The sequence below is a fragment of the Allobosea sp. 10N428 genome, assembly GCF_056394545.1.
Window position 1 is genome coordinate 295,966 of the sequence record NZ_JBFTIC010000005.1, and the last position, 18,245, is coordinate 314,210.

The window sequence follows — 18,245 nt, forward strand, 5'->3', positions numbered from 1 at the left end:
CGCGGAAGATCGGTGCTCCAGGCTTTATAAGCAACAGGCCTTACTCGGCCGGGACCGCCAGGACCTCGCCGTCGACCACCAGCGGAGAGTGCCCGCTCAGCGCGGCCTTCAGCTGGTCCTGATCGAGCTCGCCTTCCCAGCGCGCCACGACGATCGTCGCCACCGCATTGCCGATGAAGTTGGTCACCGCGCGGCATTCCGACATGAAGCGGTCGATGCCGAGGATCAGCGCCATGCCCGCGACCGGGACGGCGGGGACGACCGAGAGCGTCGCCGCCAGCGTGATGAAGCCCGCGCCGGTGATGCCGGCCGCGCCCTTCGAGCTCAACATGGCGACGAGCAGCAACAGAATCTGGTCGCCGAGCGGCAGGTGAATGTCCATGGCCTGCCCGATGAACAGCGCCGCCAACGTCATGTAGATGTTGGTGCCGTCGAGATTGAAGGAATAGCCGGTCGGGATGACCAGGCCGACGACGGAGCGCTTGCAGCCGGCCGCCTCCATCTTCTCCATCAGGCTCGGCAGAGCCGCTTCCGAAGAGCTGGTGCCGATGACAAGGAGGATCTCTTCCTTGATGTAGCGGATGAGGGCGAAGATCGAGAAGCCGTTGTAGCGGGCGACCGCACCGAGCACCCCAAGGACGAAGATCGCCGCCGTCAGGTAGAAGGTCAGGATCAGCATCGCGAGATTGGCGACCGAGCCGATGCCGTATCGGCCAATGGTGAAAGCCATCGCGCCGAAGGCGCCGATCGGGGCCGCCTTCATCAGGATCGCCACCAGCTTGAAGATCGGAGCCGAAAGCGCCTGCAGGAAGTCGAGGACCGGCTTGCCGCGCTCGCCCACCATCGAGAGCGAAAGGCCGAAGAGCACCGAGAAGAACAGCACCTGCAGGATGTCGCCGGAGGCGAAGGCGCCGACGATCGTGTCCGGGATGATGTTCTGCAGGAAGCCGACGATGCTGGAATCATGCGCCTTGGCCGCATAGCCCTGCACGGCCTTGGCATCGAGGCTGGCCGGGTTGATGTGCAGCCCGGTGCCGGGCTGGATGACGTTGCCGACGATGAGGCCGACGATCAGCGCCAGCGTCGAGAAGACGAGGAAATAGATCATCGCCTTGCCGGCGACGCGCCCGACCTTCTGCATGTCGCTCATGCCTGCGATCCCGGTCGAGACCGTCAGGAAGATCACCGGCGCGATGATCATCTTGACCAGCTTGATGAAGGCGTCGCCGAGCGGCTTCATGGCCGCGCCCTGCTCGGGCCAGAAATGGCCGAGCAGAATGCCCGCCGCGATGGCGAACAGAACCTGGACATAGAGGTGTTGGTAGAACTTCCTGGGGCGCGCCGGCTGAGCGGACGCGAGGTCGAGCGTGGTCGCCATGATGTGCTCCTTGGGTCGGCGGTGTTCTTGCTCTTGTTCGAAACCGCTAGGCCCGTTGCGCAATCGGCGTGCCAACCGCGCGAAATCGACAGACTTCTTATAGAACAACGCGTTAGCGGGGCCTCGACGCGGGCCGGGGCGGGCTATTTGGCGAAAATCCGCACGGGCCCCTCTTGATTTGTGCGGAAATCCGCACAACGACTGGTTATGAGCCATTTCCTGCTCGATCCTCGAAGGGGGGCCGCGAAGCTGCGCTGGTTGGTCTTCGGGCTGGTCGTCGCGGCCATCGCCATCGCCTCGCTCTTCGCCGCCGGCGAATTCGGTCGCAGCCGGGCCATCGCCGGCACGCAATCGCGGGCCGAGGATGCCGGAACGCTGGCACTCGCCATCCTGCGCGGCGAGCTCGAGAAGCAGCGCGCTCTGCCGGTGATCCTCGCCCGCGACCCGGACGTTCGCCAGGCACTGACAGGCGGTAGCCGCCACGGTCTCGACCTCAAGCTGGAAGCCATCGCGCGCGAAGCCCGCACCGCCGTGATCTATCTGCTCGGCCCTGACGGCATCGCAATCGCGGCCAGCAACTGGAACGAGCCGACGAGCTTCGTCGGCAACGACTACAGCTTCCGCGACTACTTCCGCGGTGCCGTCGCCTCCGGCGGCGCCGAGCAGTTCGCGCTCGGCACGGTCAGCCAACGTCCCGGCCTTTATATCACCCGGCGGATCGAGGAGGCCGGCCAGAGCCTCGGCGTGATCGTCGTCAAGGTCGAGTTCGACCGGGTCGAGGCCGACTGGCGAGCGCTGGGCGGCCAGAGCTATGTCGTCGACCAACGCGGCGTCGTGCTGCTCGCGACGGTCGAGGACTGGCGCTTTCGGGTCGAGGCGCCGCTCGACCAGGCGACGGCCGCGGCGATCCGGGACTCCCTCCAGTTCGGCGCCGCGCCGCTGACGCCCTTGCCGCTGGTGCAGCAAGGTGAGCTCGTCCAGGGGACGACCCCGCTCACCGGCCGCTATGTCCGGATACGCCACCCCGTGCCGACGACGGATTGGGTGCTCGAGGTACTGCTGCCTGTCGATGCAGCGATCACCGCAGGTCGTTCGCAATCGCAGGCGCTCGTCGCGCTCGTGCTGATGCCGGGCGCCGCGCTCGCCGCCTTTGCCCTGCGCCGGCGCCAGCACAACCTCGTTCGGCGCGAGGCCGACGCGCGCGCAAAGGCCGAGCTCGAGGAACGCGTTGCCGAGCGCACCGCCGAACTGGCCGGCGCCAACCAGCGCCTCGTCGCCGAAATGGCGACGCGGACCCTGGCGCAGGAACGGCTGTCCAATCTCCGGGAGGAACTCGCCAAGGCCAACCGCCTGGCCACGCTCGGCCAGGTCACCGCCGGCGTCGCTCATGAGGTCAATCAGCCGCTCGCGGCGCTGCGCACCTATGCCGAGAACGCGCGCGCCTTCCTGAAGCGCTCCGACACGATCGAGGCTGACGGCGCACTGGCGCGGATCGTCTCGTTGACCGACCGGATCGGCGCGATCACCGAGGCGCTGCGGGGCTTCGCGCGCCGCGGAAAAGGGCCGCCGGTGCCGGTCCCGGTCGCCACCGTCATCGAAGGCGCCCTGACCTTGCTCGAAGGGCCGCTGCGCCTGGCCGGAGTAACGCCGGTCGTCACAGCTCCAGCCGGGCCGGTCCTCGTCAGCGCTCGTCCGATCGAACTCGAACAGGTGCTCGTCAATCTCCTGCGCAACGCGATCGAGGCCATTCTCGAAGGGGGCGATGGAGGCAAGCCCGCGCTCGCCATCACCGTCACCCCGCGTGGAGACCGGGTCGAGATCGCGATCACGGATCGCGGACCGGGCCTCTCCGCCGACGCGCTGGCGCAGCTTTTCACCCCGTTCAGTACCACCAAGCCCAAAGGGCTCGGCCTTGGCTTGGTCATTTCGCAGGACATGATCACGTCCTTCGGGGGCACGCTGACGGCGACGAGCCGGCCGGGGGAAGGCGCCAGCTTCGTCATCAATCTCGAAAGGGCCGCCGCATGAGCGATTCCAGCGCTTCCATCGCTGCGATCGAGGTCGCCTTCGTCGACGATGATCCCGATCTGCGCGACGCTAATGTCCAGGCGCTGCGTCTGGCCGGCTTCCCGGCGGTCGCATTGCCCTCCGGCCACGCGGCGCTCAAGCGAATCGGGCCGGACTATGCCGGCATCGTCGTCACCGACATCCGCATGCCCGGGATGGACGGCATCGAATTGCTCCGGCGGCTGCGGGCGCTCGATCCCGACATCCCGGTGATCATGATCTCGGGCCATGCCGATATCGAGACGGCGGTGGGTGCCATGAGCGAAGGCGCCTACGACTTCATCGCCAAGCCCTATTCCGGCGAGCGCCTCGTCGAGACCTTGCGTCGCGCCGCCGAAAAGCGCGCGCTCGTTCTCGAAAATCGCCGCCTGCGGGCGTTGGCGACACGCGGCGAGGAAGAAACCACCCTCATCGGCGAGACGCCTGTCATCATGCGTCTGCGCCAGACCATCCGCGAACTCGCCGATGTCGATGTCGACGTGCTCATTCAGGGTGAGACGGGAACCGGCAAGGAGGTCGTCGCCAACCTGCTGCATCGCCTCGGGCGGCGGCGCGACAAGCCCTTCGTCGCGCTGAATTGCGGTGCCCTGCCGGATAGCGTCATCGAGAGCGAGCTCTTCGGCTATGAGCCCGGTGCCTTCACCGGCGCGCAGAAGCGGCGGATCGGGCGCATCGAGCATTCGAGCGGCGGCACCCTTTTCCTCGACGAGCTGGAGAGCATGCCGCTGGCTGCGCAGGTCAAGCTGCTGCGCGTCCTGGAAATGCGCGAGATCGCGCCGCTCGGCTCGAACGACCTGCGCCGCGTCGACCTCCGGGTCGTAGCCGCGACCAAGGCCGACCTCGGCGACTCCGTGCGGCGGCGCGATTTCCGCGAGGATCTTTATTACCGCCTCAACGTCGTGACGCTGCACATCCCGCCGCTGCGCGAGCGCCGCGGCGACATCCCGCTGCTGTTTTCGCGCTTCCTGGCGCGGGCGGCGGAAAAATACCGCCGGGAGGTGCCGGCCCTCGACCGCGCCGTCGAACGACACCTCGTCGAGAACGACTGGCCGGGCAATGTCCGCGAACTCGTCCATTTCGCCGAACGTGTCGCACTCGGCCTGCCGGAGAATCTGCTGCCGGTCACGAAGGCGGAGGAAGGCGGCCCGCTGAGCCTGCCCGAGCGGCTGAACGCCGTCGAGGCGACCCTGATCCGGGAGGCGTTGGAAGAAACGCAGGGCGATGTGCGGGCCGCGCTGGAGAAGCTGCGCATCCCGCGCAAGACCTTCTACGACAAGCTCGCAAGGCATGGCATCGACCGCGCGGCCTATGAGCCCGGAGCAGAACGGGAGCCAAGACTGCCCGCGCGCTGAACACCCGGGCGCCTGCGGTCTTCCTGATCGGCGCGCAGGGCAGCGCCGACCTGCCTATCTCAGCTGGCTGTCCTTGCTGCCGCGCCGGTTGTAGGCGGAGGACGCCGCCGAGCGATCATGGCCGGACTGGCAGTACACGCACAGGCGCGCGCCCGGCATGGCGCGGCGGCGCGCCTCGGGGATTTCATCGCCGCATTCCTGGCAATGGATCTCGCCCGGCCCGGCCGGCAGCCGCGAGCGCGCCAGCCGGACCGCGTCATTGATAGAATCGTCGATCTGGTCCTGAACGGCCCCGTCGGGCGCCCAACCGCTCGCCATCCTGATACCTCCGTTCCGGGAGGATATGGGGTCGGCGTGCAGGAATCCAACGCGGGTGCCTGGTCTGGGCCGAGGTCTTCCCGGTCAGATGCGGTTGCTCTCCGCGGCCTGGGCGTTCTCGAGCGTGCTCACCACCTCGTCGAGGCTCTCCTTCACGCCGAGCAGGAAGTCCTTGCGGAAGGCGATGATCGTATCCGGCGGCTCGCCCTTGAAGGTGTAGACCACGCTGACCTGGTCGGGATTGACGTAGACGGGCTGGCCGTCCTTCGGCGAGGTGAATTTGCAGAGCTTGGGCATGGTGCGATCTCCATCGTCTGCCGAACGCTGACATTGCCGGGCCAACCCATGCGGCGACATCGTTGTCGGAGGAGCTTTCGCTACAGGCTCACATCGCGTCAGTCCACGGCCCCCTGCGGACGAAGCTCGCAAGGCGACCCCCGCCTTCGCGGCGGCGGGCTGAAACACCGGGGTCACCGAGCGTTCGGACGGACGCCTTGGCCGCGATGGCACGATTCCTGATTGGCCCATCGCGACCCGTCCCAAAGGAACGGCCGAAAGGCATGGCGCCAAATCTGCGGATCCTCATCGTCGACGCGAACCAGGTCAGGGCCACGATCATCGAGGAAGGCTTGCGCGAAGCGGGCTACCGGCAGCTGATCCGCCTGTCCGCGACGACCGGGCTGATCGCCGCCATCGAGGCCCATGATCCCGATGTCGTCGTGATCGACCTCGAGGATCCCAGCCGCGACGCGCTGGCGGACATGTTTCTCGTCAGCAGGCATATCCGCCGGCCGATCACCATGTTCGTCGACCAGTCGGATTCCGCCTCGATCGAGGCGGCGGTCGAGGCCGGCGTCTCCGCCTACATCGTCGACGGGCTGAAGAAGGAGCGGATGCAACCGATCCTCCAGACCTGCATCAGCCGCTTCAACGCCTTCCGCAAACTGCGCGAGGAGCTCGACGAGGCCCGCTCGCAGCTCGAGGACCGCAAGACGATCGACCAGGCCAAGCGCATCGTCATGCGGCTGAAGGGTCTCTCGGAAGACGAGGCCTACGCGCTGATGCGCCGCACCGCGATGAACGAGAAGCGCAAGCTCGTCGACATCGCCCGCTCCCTCATCACCGCCGCGGAGATGCTGAAATGACGACGCTGCACCTGCGGGTCGGCTTCATGCCGTTGGTCGATTGCGCCTTGGTCGTTTTGGCGAAGGACGAGGGCTTCGCCGAGGCCGAGGGGCTCGATCTCGAACTGGTTCGCGAAGTGTCCTGGTCGAACCTGCGCGACAAGTTGAATGTGCGCCTGTTCGACGCCGCCCATATGCTCGGCCCCGCCGCTATCGCCGCGACGCTGGGGATCGGCGGCGTCAAGGCTCCGATGGCGGCGCCCCTGGCGCTCAATCGCGATGGTGCGGCGATTACGCTTTCGTTGCGGCGCTTCGAGGAAATGACGCGTCTGGCGGAGGGCGATCCCGCCGACACCGCCGTCTCCGCCCGGGCGCTCTCCACGCTGGTCGCGCGCCGCCGGGCCGCTGGCCTGCCGCCGCTGACCTTCGCCGCTGTGTTCGCATTCTCGACGCATATCTACCTGCTCGGAGAGTGGCTGGAGAAGGCCGGGCTCAAGCTCGGCGACGACGTTCGTTTCGAGGTCGTGCCGCCGCCCCAGACCGTCGAGGCGCTCGCCAGCGGACGGATCGACGGCTTCTGCGCCGGCGCGCCCTGGAATTCGGCGGCCGTGGCGGCCGGCGTCGGCGCGATGGTGCATGCCAGCGTCGATCTGCGCCGCAATTGCCATGACAAGGTTCTCGCCTGGCGCGCCGACGACGTGCAGAGGCGCCCGGCCGCCGTCGCGAAGCTCGGCGCCGCGATCCTGCAGGCCAGCGCCTGGGCCTGTCGCCCGGAGAATTTTCCGCGCATGGCGCAGCATCTTTCCGCGCCGGACCGACTCGCGCTGCCGGCCCCCCTCATCGAACGTATCCTGCACGGAGAGCTGATCCAGGGTGCCGAGAGGCCGCCGCGCCAGATCGATCACTTCATCCGGCTCGAGCCGGAGGCGCTGCGCCCCGATCCGGACGATGCCGACTGGGTTCTGGCCGGCATGGAACGGGCCGGCCAGATCGTCGCGACGCCGCAGATGCGCGACATTGCCCGAGGCGTTTTCCTGCCGGCCTATTTCGAAGGCATTTTGGCCAACCATCCGATTATGCCCAAACATTAGGCCAATGCGCTTCTCTTGTGCGACGCAGCAAAGCGATTGCACCGATCGCGCGCCAGCTCGTGAGTTCGCAAGTTATTGCAATTCAAGGATCGCGGCGCCGCCGAGCGGTTGGCACGATCCTTGTAAAGCTTGATACAACGCGGCCAACGCTGCCCGCGCCATCCCCGATCCGGAAGACACAGCAACGCCGCTGTCGAATGCGCCTGTCCAGGCGTCTTTCGCGCGGCGTTTTTCGCGTTCGGGGTTGGTTCAAACGCGCGGCTTTTCAGCAACCGAGAGGCGATCGATGACGCATAGCTCCAAGACCGGGATCAAGGCGGCCGCATCCAAGCAAGGCGGCGCCAGCCGTCGCCAGTTCCTGCAAGTGTCCGGCGCGGCTGCATTGCTTACGGCGGCAAGGGCCGCGCTGCCCTCCGGCGCCTTCGCGCAAGGGACCGGTCCCGAGGTCAAGGGCACGCGTCTAGGCTACATCGCGCTGACCGACGCCTCGCCGCTGATTATCGCCAAGGAGAAGGGCCTCTTCGCCAAATACGGCCTGCCCGACATGGACATTGCCAAGCAAGCGAGCTGGGGCGCGACGCGCGACAACATGGCGCTCGGCTTCAAGGCGAACGGCATCGATGGCGGCCATATCCTGCGGCCGAAGACGCATCTCTATTCCACCGGCAAGGTCATGCAGAACGGCCAGCCGCTGCCGATGTACACGCTGCTCAACCTCAACGAGGACGGGCAGGCGATCGCGGTCTCCAACGAATACAAGGATCTCAACGTCCAGAAGGATTCCTCGCCGCTGAAGCAGGCCTTCGAGCGCAAGAAGGCCGCCGGCAAGGAGCTGACCGCCGCCATGACCTTCCCGGGCGGCACCCATGACCTCTGGATCCGCTACTGGCTCGCCGCCGGCGGCATCGACCCCGACAGCGACATCAAGGTCATCGTCGTGCCGCCGCCGCAGATGGTGGCGAACATGAAGGTCGGCACGATGGACTGCTTCTGCGTCGGCGAGCCCTGGAACGAGCAGCTCGTCAACCAGAACATCGGCTACACCGCGCTGACCACCGGCGAGCTCTGGTTCCGCCATCCCGAGAAGATCCTGGGCATGCGCGCCGATTTCGTCGATGCGAACCCCAAGGCGACGCAGGCCATCCTGATGGCCGTGATGGAGGCCCAGATCTGGGCAGACAAGATGGAGAACCGCCAGGAACTCGCCGAGATCGTCGGCAAGCGGCAATGGTTCAACGTCCCGGTCGGCGACATCAACAAACGCCTGCTCGGCGACATCAACTACGGCAATGGCCGCGAGGCGAAAGGCACCAATCTCTACATGAAGTTCTGGGGGGAAGGCGGCGCGACCTCCTACCCCTGGAAGAGCCTCGACACCTGGTTCGTCACCGAGAACATCCGCTGGGGCAAGTTCGAGCCGACGATCGACATCAAGGCGCTGGTCGACAGGACCAACCGCGCCGATCTCTGGCGCGAGGCCGCGAAGACGCTCGGCGTCGCCGGCGCGCCGACGGCCGATTCCCGTGGCGTCGAGACCTTCTTCGACGGCATGAAGTTCGATCCCGCGGCGCCGATGGACTACCTCAAGGCGCTGAAGATCAAGCGGATCGCGTGACGCCATGGCCGAGCCCCTGATCATCGTCGGCAATGGCATGGCCGCGACGCGATTGGCTGACGAACTCAGCCAGCGCGCGCTCGGGCGCTATTCCCTGGCGGTGATCGGCGACGAGCCGCGGCTGGCCTATAATCGCGTGCTGCTCTCGCCCCTTCTCGCAGGCGAGATCGGCGGCAGCGAGATCGAGCTCAAGCCGGCGGAGTGGTGGCGGGCGCGGGGCGTCTCGACCTTCTACGGCCGCGCCGTCACCGCGATCGACCGCATCGCCAAGACGGTGACGCTGAGCGACGGACTTAGCCTGCCCTATGGCAAGCTCGTCCTCGCCACCGGCTCGCGGCCGCTGATGCCGCCGGTGCCGGGCTTCGAGCTGCCCGGCGTCGCGACGTTCCGCGATGTCGCCGATGCCGCGCGGTTTCGCGCCGTGGCGGCAGGCGCGCGCGTCGTGGTGATCGGTGGCGGGCTGCTCGGCCTGGAGGCGGCTCACGGGCTCGCCAAGATCGGCGGCAAGGTCACGCTTCTGCATCTGGCCGACAGGCTGATGGAGCGCCAGCTCGACCGCGAGGGCGCGAGCCTGCTCGCCGCCGCGATCGCCGCGCGCGGCATCGATATCCGGTTGAAATGCACGGCCGAGCGTTTCGTCGGCGAGGGGCGGGTCGAGGCGGTGGAGTTGCCCGACGGCAGCACGATCCCGGCCGATCTTGTCGTCGTCGCCATCGGCGTGCGCCCACGCGTCGAGCTCGCTGTAGCGGCGGGGCTCGACGTCAATCGCGGCGTCGATGTCGATGACGGCCTTGCCAGCAGCGATCCTGCGATCTTCGCCATCGGCGAATGCGCCGAGCACCGTGGCCAGACCTACGGGCTGGTCGAACCGGCCTATGAGCAGGCGCGGGTGCTGGCGGCGCGGCTCGCCGGCCGGAAGGAGCGCTATACCGGCTCGCTGCTTTCGACCAATCTCAAGGTCTCCGGCGTCGGCGTCTTCTCGGCCGGCGAGTTCGAGGCCGGCGATGGCACTGAGACCGTCGTGCTGCGCGATCCGGCCGCGGGCATCTACCGCAAATTCGTGCTGCGCGACGGGCGCCTCGTCGGTTGCGTGCTCGTCGGCGATACGCAAGGCGCGCTGTTCTATCTCGGGCTGATCCGCTCGGGCCAGGACATCAGCGCGATCCGCGCCGATCTGCCGTTCGGCGAGAGCTATTGCGTCGGGAAGGCCGCCTGATGCGCCACGACGCTCCCCTTGCTCCGGTTCCCGTGCGCACGACCTGTCCTTATTGCGGGGTCGGCTGCGGTGTGCTGGCGACGCCTGACGGGCAGGGCGGGGCAGCCATCGCAGGCGATGCCGAGCACCCGGCCAATCGGGGGCGGCTCTGCTCCAAGGGCTCGGCGCTCGGCGAGACGCTGGGGCTGGGCCACCGGGTGCTGCACCCGCTGAAGCGCAATACGGAAGGCAGCTACGACAGGATTGGTTGGGACGAGGCGCTCGATGCTGTCGCTGCCGGGTTGCGGGCGATCGCCGCCGAGCACGGCCCCGAGGCGATCGCCTTCTACCTCTCGGGCCAGCTCCTGACCGAGGATTACTACGTCGCCAATAAGCTGGTTAAGGGATTCATCGGTTCGCCCCATGTCGACACCAATTCGCGGCTGTGCATGTCCTCGACGGTCGCCGCGCAGCGCCGGGTCTTCGGCTCGGACACCGTGCCCGGATCCTATGAGGATTTCGACAGCGCCGACCTGATCGTCCTCGTCGGCTCGAACACGGCCTGGTGCCACCCGATCCTGTTCCGACGGATGCAGGATAATCGGCGGGAGCGTGGCGCGCGGCTTGTCGTGCTCGACCCGCGCATCACCGCCACGGCGGAAGAGGCCGACATGGTGCTGGCGTTGAAGCCGGGCTCCGACTCCGCGCTCTTCGCCGGACTTCTTGTTCATCTCGCCGATCGCGGTCTCATCGACCGCACCTATGTCGCGCGCCATGTCGCTGGCTTCGACGAGACCCTCGCCAATGCCCGCGAGATCGCCCCCGACGTGACCTCGGTTTCAATCACGACGGGCCTGCCGGTAGAGCAGATCGCGGCCTTCTACGAACTTTGGGCCAGCACGCCCCATGTCGTCACGGCCTGGAGCCAGGGCGTCAACCAGTCCGCGCAAGGCACCGACAAGGTCGCGGCGATCCTGAACTGCCACCTCGCCACCGGCCGGATCGGCCGTCCCGGCTGCGGCCCTTTCTCCCTGACCGGACAGCCCAACGCCATGGGCGGGCGCGAGGTCGGCGGGCTCGCCAATATGCTGGCCGCCCATATGGGTTACGGCGCGGAAGAGATCGATCGCGTCCGCCGCTTCTGGCGCGCGCCGAGCATCGCCCGCCGCGAGGGCCTAAAGGCGGTGCAGATGCTCGAAGCGGTCGCCGATGGCCGCATCCGCGCGATGTGGGTGATGGCGACCAACCCGGCAGTCTCCCTCCCGGATGCGGACAAGGTGCGCGCCGCGCTCGCCGGCCTCGATCTCTTCATCGTCTCCGAGAACGTGCTCTCGAACGACACGGTCGCGGCCAAGCCTCATTTCATCCTGCCGGCCGCGGCCTGGGGCGAGAAGGACGGCACCGTCACCAACTCCGAGCGCCGCATCTCGCGCCAGCGCGCCTTCCTGCCGCTGCCGGGCGAGGTGAAGCCGGATTGGTGGATCGTCGGCGAGGTGGCGAAGCGCCTCGGATTCGGCGAAGCCTTCGCCTATGTCGGCGCGCACGAGATCTATGCCGAGCACGCGGCGCTCTCCGCCTTCGAGAATGACGGCACGCGCGATTTCGATATCGGCGCCCATGCCGGTCTCGACCGGGCCGGCTATGACGGGCTGCGTCCGGCGCAATGGCCCGTGCCGGCCCATCAGCCCCAGGGCACGGCGCGGCTTTTCGGCGATGGAAACTTCTTCGGCCCCGGGCGTCGCGCGCAGATGCGCCCGCTCGCCGCCCCAAAGCTGGCCGCAGCAAAGAGCGAGGCTTTCCCCCTGCTGCTCAACACCGGCCGCGTCCGTGACCACTGGCACACGATGACCCGAACCGGCCTCAGCGCCCGGCTCAGCGCGCATATCGTCGAACCTTCGGTCTATGCGCATCCGGCCGACATCGCGCGTTTCGGGCTCGCCGAAGGCGCCTTTGCCCGTCTCGCCAGTACGCATGGCGGCGCGGTGCTCAAGGTCGCGGCCGACGCCGGTGTCGCCGAAGGCTCGCTTTTCGCGCCGATTCACTGGTCGGGCGAAACCGCCTCCGACGCACGTATCGGCGCCCTGACGCAGCCGCTTTGCGACCCCTTCTCCGGCCAGCCCGAATTGAAGGCGACGCCGGTTTCCATAGCGCCAGTCGCCTATCGCTTCGAGGGCTTCGTCCTGTCGCGCGAGCCTTTCGCGCTGCCTCGGGGGAGCTGGTGGGCGCGGCTTGCGGTGCAAGGCGGCGAAGGTCAGCTGTTTGCCACCGACGCGCCCATCGATGCGATGGCGGCGCTGATGCGCGAGCGCTTCGGCCCGGACGAGCTGACCGAGCTGATCGACCGCGACGGTGGCAGCTATCGCTGCGCCGCGCTCCGCGAAGGCCGGCTCGCGGCCGCCCTCTTCCTTGCGCCTGCGGGCCGCGCCCCGCTCTGGGACACGGTCAAAACCATCTTCGCCGATCCGGCGGCGACCGTGGACAGCCGGCTCTCCCTGCTGTCCGGGCGCAGCCCCGGCGGGACCGATCCCGGACCGACCGTCTGCGCCTGCTTCGGCGTCGGCCTGAATGCGATCCGCGCCGCCTTCGAGGCCGGCGCGGCGACGGCCGAGGAGATCGGCCTTCAGCTCAAGGCGGGGACCAATTGCGGCTCCTGCCTTCCCGAAATCCGCCGCGTCGGGGCGCAGGCACGCGCCAGCGAAGCGGCATGACACAAGCGACGCAAGAGCTCGGTCAAAGGAGAGACTGGAACATGGGTCAGCCTGTCTTGAAGGACGCGATCGCGAGCGCGACGGTCGTCTCGCTCCCGGGCAAGCCGCCGGAGATCGTGGCGCTGCCGACCGGGCCTTCAAAGCCGTTCGCCGCCAAACTCGTTCCCTGGGCAAAGAGCGTTCTTGTCAACTTGATCCCGCCGCTGATCACGGTCGCGCTCATCCTCCTGTTCTGGCAGCTCGCCGCGCATGGGCCGCAATCCTCGCTGCCGACGCCAACCAAGATCTGGGCCGAGGCGAAGGACCTGATCGTCGAGCCGTTCTACTGGGCTGGGACGCAGGATATCGGGCTGGGCTGGCGCATTCTCGTCTCGCTGCAACGCGTCGCCATCGGCTTCAGCCTCGCGGCCATCGTCGGCGTGCTGCTCGGCGCTCTTGTCGGCCAGTCGGTTTGGGCGATGCGCGGCCTGGACCCGGTCTTTCAGGTGCTGCGCACCGTGCCGCCGCTCGCCTGGCTGCCGCTCTCGCTCGCTGCCTTCCGCGACAGCCAGCCGTCCGCGATCTTCGTGATCTTCATCACCGCGATCTGGCCGGTGATCATCAACACGGCCGTCGGCATCCGCAACATCCCGCAGGACTACCGCAACGTCGCGCAGGTGCTGCGGCTCAACCAGGTCGAGTTCTTCTTCAAGATCATGGTGCCCTCGGCCGCGCCCTACATCTTCACGGGCCTGAGGATCGGCGTCGGCCTGTCCTGGCTCGCCATCGTCGCGGCGGAGATGCTGACCGGCGGCGTCGGCATCGGCTTCTTCATCTGGGATGCGTGGAACTCGTCGCGCCTCTCCGACATCATCGTGGCGCTGGTCTATATCGGCGTGGTCGGCTTCCTGCTCGACCGCCTCGTCGCTGTCATCGGCCATGTCGTCACCCGCGGCACCGCGACCAACTGAGGCGGAACGATGAGCTATCTCAAGATCGACCATGTCGACAAAAGCTTCCAGCGCGGCGCCTCCACCACGGAAGTGCTCAAGGACATCAGCCTCGTCATCGACAAGGGCGAGTTCGTCTCGATCATCGGCCATTCCGGCTGCGGCAAGTCCACCCTGCTCAACATCGTCGCGGGGCTGACGCCGGCGACGACCGGCGGCATCCTGCTCGAGGGCAAGGAGGTCAACACGCCGGGGCCGGACCGGGCCGTGGTCTTCCAAAACCACTCGCTGCTGCCCTGGCTCACCGTCTACGACAACGTCGCGCTCGCCGTGAACAAGGTCTTCGGCAGCAGGAAGAGCAAGGCCGAGCGGCATGACTGGATCATGCACAATCTCGACCTCGTCCAGATGGGCCATGCCAGGGACAAGCGTCCGTCCGAGATCTCCGGCGGCATGAAGCAGCGCGTCGGCATTGCGCGGGGCCTTTCCATGGAGCCGAAGATCCTGCTGCTCGATGAGCCCTTTGGCGCGCTCGATGCGCTGACCCGCGCGCATCTGCAGGATTCGGTGATGCAGATCCACGCCGCGCTCGGCAACACCATGATCATGATCACCCATGACGTGGACGAAGCGGTGCTGCTCTCGGACCGGATCGTGATGATGACCAACGGCCCCTCCGCCCGCATCGGCGAAGTACTGGACGTGCGGCTCGCCCGCCCGCGCAAGCGGCTCGAACTGGTCTCCGACCGCACCTACATCGCCGCGCGCGAGGCGGTGCTGAAGTTCCTCTACGAGCGCCACCGCTTCGTCGAGGCGGCGTGACGGCGCCAGCCATGAGCGACGATTTCACACCCGATCAGAAGCGCTATCTCGAAGGCTTCACCAGCGGCATGCAGTCGGCCCGGGCCGCGCGCGGGCTCGCGCCGCTCGGCGGAACGGGCGGCGGAACGGCGCCTCCCGCCGGCCCCGACAGGGAGCATCTGGAGGCGCAGGAGCGCATTGTCGCCGCCGGCGGCAAGCTCGTTCCGCAGGAGAAGTGGAAACAGGCCGAACACCCCTTCGACGCCTATGCCCGCTTCAAGGCACAGGCCGCTTCCGGCACATTTCCCAAGCCCGAGGACGATTTCCGCTGGCGCTTCCATGGCCTGTTCTATGTGGCACCCGCGCAGAACAGCTATATGTGCCGCCTGCGCATTCCCAACGGCATCCTGAACGCCTGGCAGTTCGAGGGCGTGGCCGATCTCGCCGAGCGCTGCGGCGGCGGCTACAGCCATGTCACCACGCGGGCCAATCTCCAGATCCGCGAGATTTCGGCCGAGAACGCGCCGTCGCTTCTGGAAGGGCTCACCGATCTCGGCCTGACCGCCAGGGGCTCGGGCGCCGACAACATCCGCAACGTCACGGGCTCGGCGACGGCCGGCATCGACCCGCTCGAACTCCTCGACACGCGCCCGCATGCCCGCGCCTGGCATCACCACATCCTCAACGACCGCTCGCTCTACGGGCTGCCGCGCAAGTTCAACGTCGCCTTCGACGGTGCCGGCTCGATCGCGACGCTGGAGGACACCAACGATATCGGCTTCCAGGCCATCGCGGTTGCCGAGGGTGCCACCTTCGACGGGCAGCCGGTCGAGCCGGGCATCTGGTATCGCCTCGCACTCGGCGGCATCACCGGCCACAAGGACCTCGCCCGCGACACCGGCGTGATCGTCGCGCCCTCGGATGCGATTGCCGTGGCGGACGCCATCGTTCGCGTCTTCATCGCCAATGGCGACCGGACCGACCGGAACAAGTCCCGGCTCAAATATGTGCTCGACGCCTGGGGCTTCGATAAATTCCTCGCAGCCGTCGAGGAGAAGCTCGGGCGCCGGCTGATCCGGCTCGACGGCGCCTTCGTCGCGCCGCGCCCGGTCTATGATCGTCTCGCCCATATCGGCGTGCATGCGCAGGCTCAGGCCGGCCTCAACTGGATCGGCGTCGCGCTGCCGGTGGGCAAGCTCACCGTGCCGCAGATGCGGGTAATCGCAGCGATCGCGCGCCAATGCGGCGATAGCGATATCCGCCTCACCGTCTGGCAGAACCTGCTGATCTCCGGCGTGCCCGACGCGAAGGTCGAGGATGCGCTCGCGAATCTGCAAGCCACCGGCCTCTCGGCCGAAACCTCGGTGCTTCGAGCCGGGCTGATCGCCTGCACGGGCGCGACCGGCTGCAAATTCGCCGGCGCCCATACCAAGGAGGATGCGCTCGCCATCGCAGCCCATTGCGAGCCGCGCCTTACGCTCAACCAAGCGGTCAATATCCACCTGACCGGCTGCCACAACTCCTGCGCTCAGCATTATATCGGCGATATCGGCCTGATCGGCCAGAAAGTGCCGGTCAATGAAGAGGGCGACACCGTCCCCGGCTACAACATCCTCGTCGGCGGCGGCTATGGCGTCGAAGGCGGCATCGGCCGCGAATTGCTGACGAATGTGAAGGCCGAGGACACCCCTGCCCTCGTTGAGGCCATCCTGCGGAGCTGGCAGTCGCAACGGGCGGCGCCCGACGAAAGCTTCGTCGCCTTCGCGCGGCGTCACGACATCGCGACGCTGAAGGCGCTGGTCGCTCAGACGGGAGAAGCGGCATGAGCGCCGACATGCGTAGCCGTCATGGTCGGGCTCGTCCCGACCATCCACGCCTTCCACCGTCGAGCGCCATGGCCAAGACGTGGATGCTCACCACAAGGGCGAGCATGACGGCGAGGGACATCGCATGACCGTCCAATCGCCCTCCCCGCTCGCCCAGATCATCCCCGAGAGCGCTCCCTTCAGCGAGGAACAGCGCTCCTGGCTCAACGGCTTCTTCGCCGGGCTGCTCTCGCTCGACAATGCCGGCGTCACCGCCCTGTCCCCGGCGCAGAACGCCGCGATGATGGAGCAGGCCGAGGATGACGGGGCGCCCTGGCACGACCCGTCCATGCCGATGCCGGAGCGCCTGGAGCTCGCCGAGGGCAAGCCCCTGCCGCGCCGGCTCTATGCCGCGATGGCCCAGCAGGATTGCGGGCAATGCGGCTATGTCTGCGAAACCTATTCCGCCGCCATCGCCTCCGGCGCCGAAGGCCGCCTCAATCTCTGCGCGCCGGGCGGCAAGGAGACGCTGCGGCAGGTCAAGGCGCTGATGGAGGAGCCTGGCGCCTCAGTCCCGGCCGTCCCCACCGAGACTGCGCCGGCGGCGGAGCTGGGACCGAAGGGGCGCTGTCGCGAGAATCCAGCGCTCGCGACCTTTCTCTCGCGCCGCAAGCTCAATGGCACGGGTTCCGAGAAGGAAACCTGGCATGTCGAGCTCGATCTTGCCGAAAGCGGGCTCGACTATATCGTCGGCGATGCCTTCGGCATCGTCGCCCGGAACGATCCCCGACTCGTCGATGCGGTGATTGCGCTGCTGGGCGCGCGGCCGGATGCCGAGATCGGCGGCAAGTCCCTGCGCCAGAATCTCATGGAAGACTGCGCGCTCGGGCCGGCGCCGGACGCCTTGTTCCAGCTCATCTCGTACGTGACGGGCGGGGAAGCCCGCGCCAAGGCCAGGCGCCTTGCCGCCGGTGAAGATCCCGATGGCGATCTCGACCGGCTCGACGTGCTCGGGACGCTGCACAAATTCTCGCAGGCGCGGCTCTCGGCGGAGGCTTTCGTCGAGGCGCTAGACCCGCTGCAGCCTCGGCTCTACTCGATTTCCTCCTCGCATGTCGCGACGCCCGGCCGCATCACGCTGACGGTCGATGCTGTCCGCTACAAGGTCGGCTCGCGCCCGCGTTGGGGGGTGGCCTCGACCTTCCTCGCCGAGCGCGTGGCGCCCGGCGACAAGGTGCCGGTCTACGTCCAGCGTGCGCATGGCTTCGGCCTGCCGGTCGATCCGGCGACACCGGTCATCATGTGCGGACCCGGCACGGGCGTCGCGCCCTTCCGCGCCTTCCTGCACGACCGGCGGGCGACGAAGGCGGCGGGCCGCAACTGGCTGTTCTTCGGCCACCAGCGCCGCAACTGCGATTTCTTCTACGAGGACGAGCTGCAGGCGATGAAGGATGCGGGCTTCCTCACCAATCTGACGCTCGCCTGGTCGCGCGACGGCGAAAGGGTCTATGTCCAGGACCGCATGCGCGAGCGCGGCGCCGAGCTCTGGGCCTGGCTCGAACAGGGCGCGCATTTCTACGTCTGCGGCGATGCCAAGCGCATGGCCAAGGATGTCGAGCGCGCGCTGGTCGATGTCGTCGCGGAGCATGGCGGCCGCTCCGGCGAGGAAGCAGTCGCCTATGTCGCGTCCCTGCGGAAGGCCGGGCGCTATCAGGCTGATGTCTATTAGAACGCCGGCTCGCAAGCGGTCCGGAATCAGCTTCCTCTGCAATGTTGCGGCAAGCATCGGGGTCGATATCGGGCGAAGTTCAGCCCGACGCGAAGCCCATGCCGCAGCCGTCAGCGCCTCCAGCCACTGCCAA

The 18,245-nt window shown here is 67.5% G+C and carries 14 protein-coding genes; 11 read left to right on the top strand and 3 right to left on the bottom strand.

Annotation, left to right across the window (positions count from 1 at the left end):
• Positions 1-40: 40 nt before the first annotated feature.
• Positions 41-1,378 carry a dicarboxylate/amino acid:cation symporter gene (locus AC1DDA_RS17825; RefSeq protein ID WP_441510513.1) on the bottom strand — a complete coding sequence of 446 codons (1,338 nt, stop codon included), beginning with the start codon at positions 1,376-1,378 and terminating at the stop codon, positions 41-43.
• 207 nt (positions 1,379-1,585) lie between these two features.
• Between AC1DDA_RS17825 and AC1DDA_RS17830 the strand changes: the two genes are divergently transcribed.
• On the top strand, positions 1,586-3,406 hold the full coding sequence (locus AC1DDA_RS17830) for a sensor histidine kinase (protein ID WP_476796724.1): 1,821 nt from the start codon (positions 1,586-1,588) through the stop codon (positions 3,404-3,406).
• The gene (locus AC1DDA_RS17835; protein ID WP_476796725.1) at positions 3,403-4,797 is read left to right on the top strand and encodes a sigma-54-dependent transcriptional regulator; all 1,395 of its coding nucleotides are present in this window, start codon (positions 3,403-3,405) and stop codon (positions 4,795-4,797) included. The genes AC1DDA_RS17830 and AC1DDA_RS17835 overlap by 4 nt, the downstream gene beginning before the upstream one ends.
• Positions 4,798-4,851: 54 nt before the next feature.
• Here AC1DDA_RS17835 and AC1DDA_RS17840 read toward each other — a convergent pair whose 3' ends face one another.
• Both AC1DDA_RS17840 and AC1DDA_RS17845 read right to left on the bottom strand, forming a co-directional pair.
• Positions 4,852-5,115, bottom strand: coding sequence for a DksA/TraR family C4-type zinc finger protein (locus AC1DDA_RS17840; protein ID WP_476796726.1), 264 nt, complete (start codon positions 5,113-5,115; stop codon positions 4,852-4,854).
• An 84-nt stretch (positions 5,116-5,199) separates the two neighbouring features.
• Positions 5,200-5,412, bottom strand: a complete 213-nt coding sequence (locus tag AC1DDA_RS17845) for a hypothetical protein (RefSeq protein WP_441510517.1) — start codon at positions 5,410-5,412, stop codon at positions 5,200-5,202.
• Positions 5,413-5,675: 263 nt separating this feature from the next.
• Between AC1DDA_RS17845 and AC1DDA_RS17850 the strand changes: the two genes are divergently transcribed.
• The 9 genes from AC1DDA_RS17850 (at position 5,676) to AC1DDA_RS17890 (ending at position 18,112) form a co-directional block, all read left to right on the top strand.
• Complete coding sequence (locus AC1DDA_RS17850) at positions 5,676-6,260, top strand: ANTAR domain-containing response regulator (RefSeq protein ID WP_476796727.1); 585 nt, start codon at positions 5,676-5,678, stop codon at positions 6,258-6,260.
• Complete coding sequence (locus AC1DDA_RS17855; RefSeq protein ID WP_476796728.1) at positions 6,257-7,330, top strand: CmpA/NrtA family ABC transporter substrate-binding protein; 1,074 nt, start codon at positions 6,257-6,259, stop codon at positions 7,328-7,330. The genes AC1DDA_RS17850 and AC1DDA_RS17855 overlap by 4 nt, the downstream gene beginning before the upstream one ends.
• A gap of 286 nt (positions 7,331-7,616) precedes the next feature.
• Complete coding sequence (locus tag AC1DDA_RS17860; RefSeq protein WP_476796729.1) at positions 7,617-8,945, top strand: CmpA/NrtA family ABC transporter substrate-binding protein; 1,329 nt, start codon at positions 7,617-7,619, stop codon at positions 8,943-8,945.
• A 4-nt stretch (positions 8,946-8,949) separates the two neighbouring features.
• Complete coding sequence (locus AC1DDA_RS17865) at positions 8,950-10,161, top strand: NAD(P)/FAD-dependent oxidoreductase (protein ID WP_476796730.1); 1,212 nt, start codon at positions 8,950-8,952, stop codon at positions 10,159-10,161.
• A complete protein-coding gene (locus tag AC1DDA_RS17870) occupies positions 10,161-12,848 on the top strand; it encodes a molybdopterin-dependent oxidoreductase (RefSeq protein ID WP_476796731.1) in 2,688 nt (895 codons plus the stop codon). The genes AC1DDA_RS17865 and AC1DDA_RS17870 overlap by 1 nt, the downstream gene beginning before the upstream one ends.
• A gap of 41 nt (positions 12,849-12,889) precedes the next feature.
• Complete coding sequence (gene ntrB / locus AC1DDA_RS17875; RefSeq protein WP_476796732.1) at positions 12,890-13,798, top strand: nitrate ABC transporter permease; 909 nt, start codon at positions 12,890-12,892, stop codon at positions 13,796-13,798.
• A gap of 9 nt (positions 13,799-13,807) precedes the next feature.
• Positions 13,808-14,599, top strand: a complete 792-nt coding sequence (locus tag AC1DDA_RS17880; protein WP_476796733.1) for an ABC transporter ATP-binding protein — start codon at positions 13,808-13,810, stop codon at positions 14,597-14,599.
• 11 nt (positions 14,600-14,610) lie between these two features.
• Positions 14,611-16,404 carry a NirA family protein gene (locus AC1DDA_RS17885; protein ID WP_476796734.1) on the top strand — a complete coding sequence of 598 codons (1,794 nt, stop codon included), beginning with the start codon at positions 14,611-14,613 and terminating at the stop codon, positions 16,402-16,404.
• A gap of 124 nt (positions 16,405-16,528) precedes the next feature.
• Positions 16,529-18,112: a sulfite reductase subunit alpha gene (locus AC1DDA_RS17890; protein WP_476796735.1), complete on the top strand. Its 1,584-nt coding sequence runs from the start codon at positions 16,529-16,531 to the stop codon at positions 18,110-18,112.
• Positions 18,113-18,245: the final 133 nt, after the last annotated feature.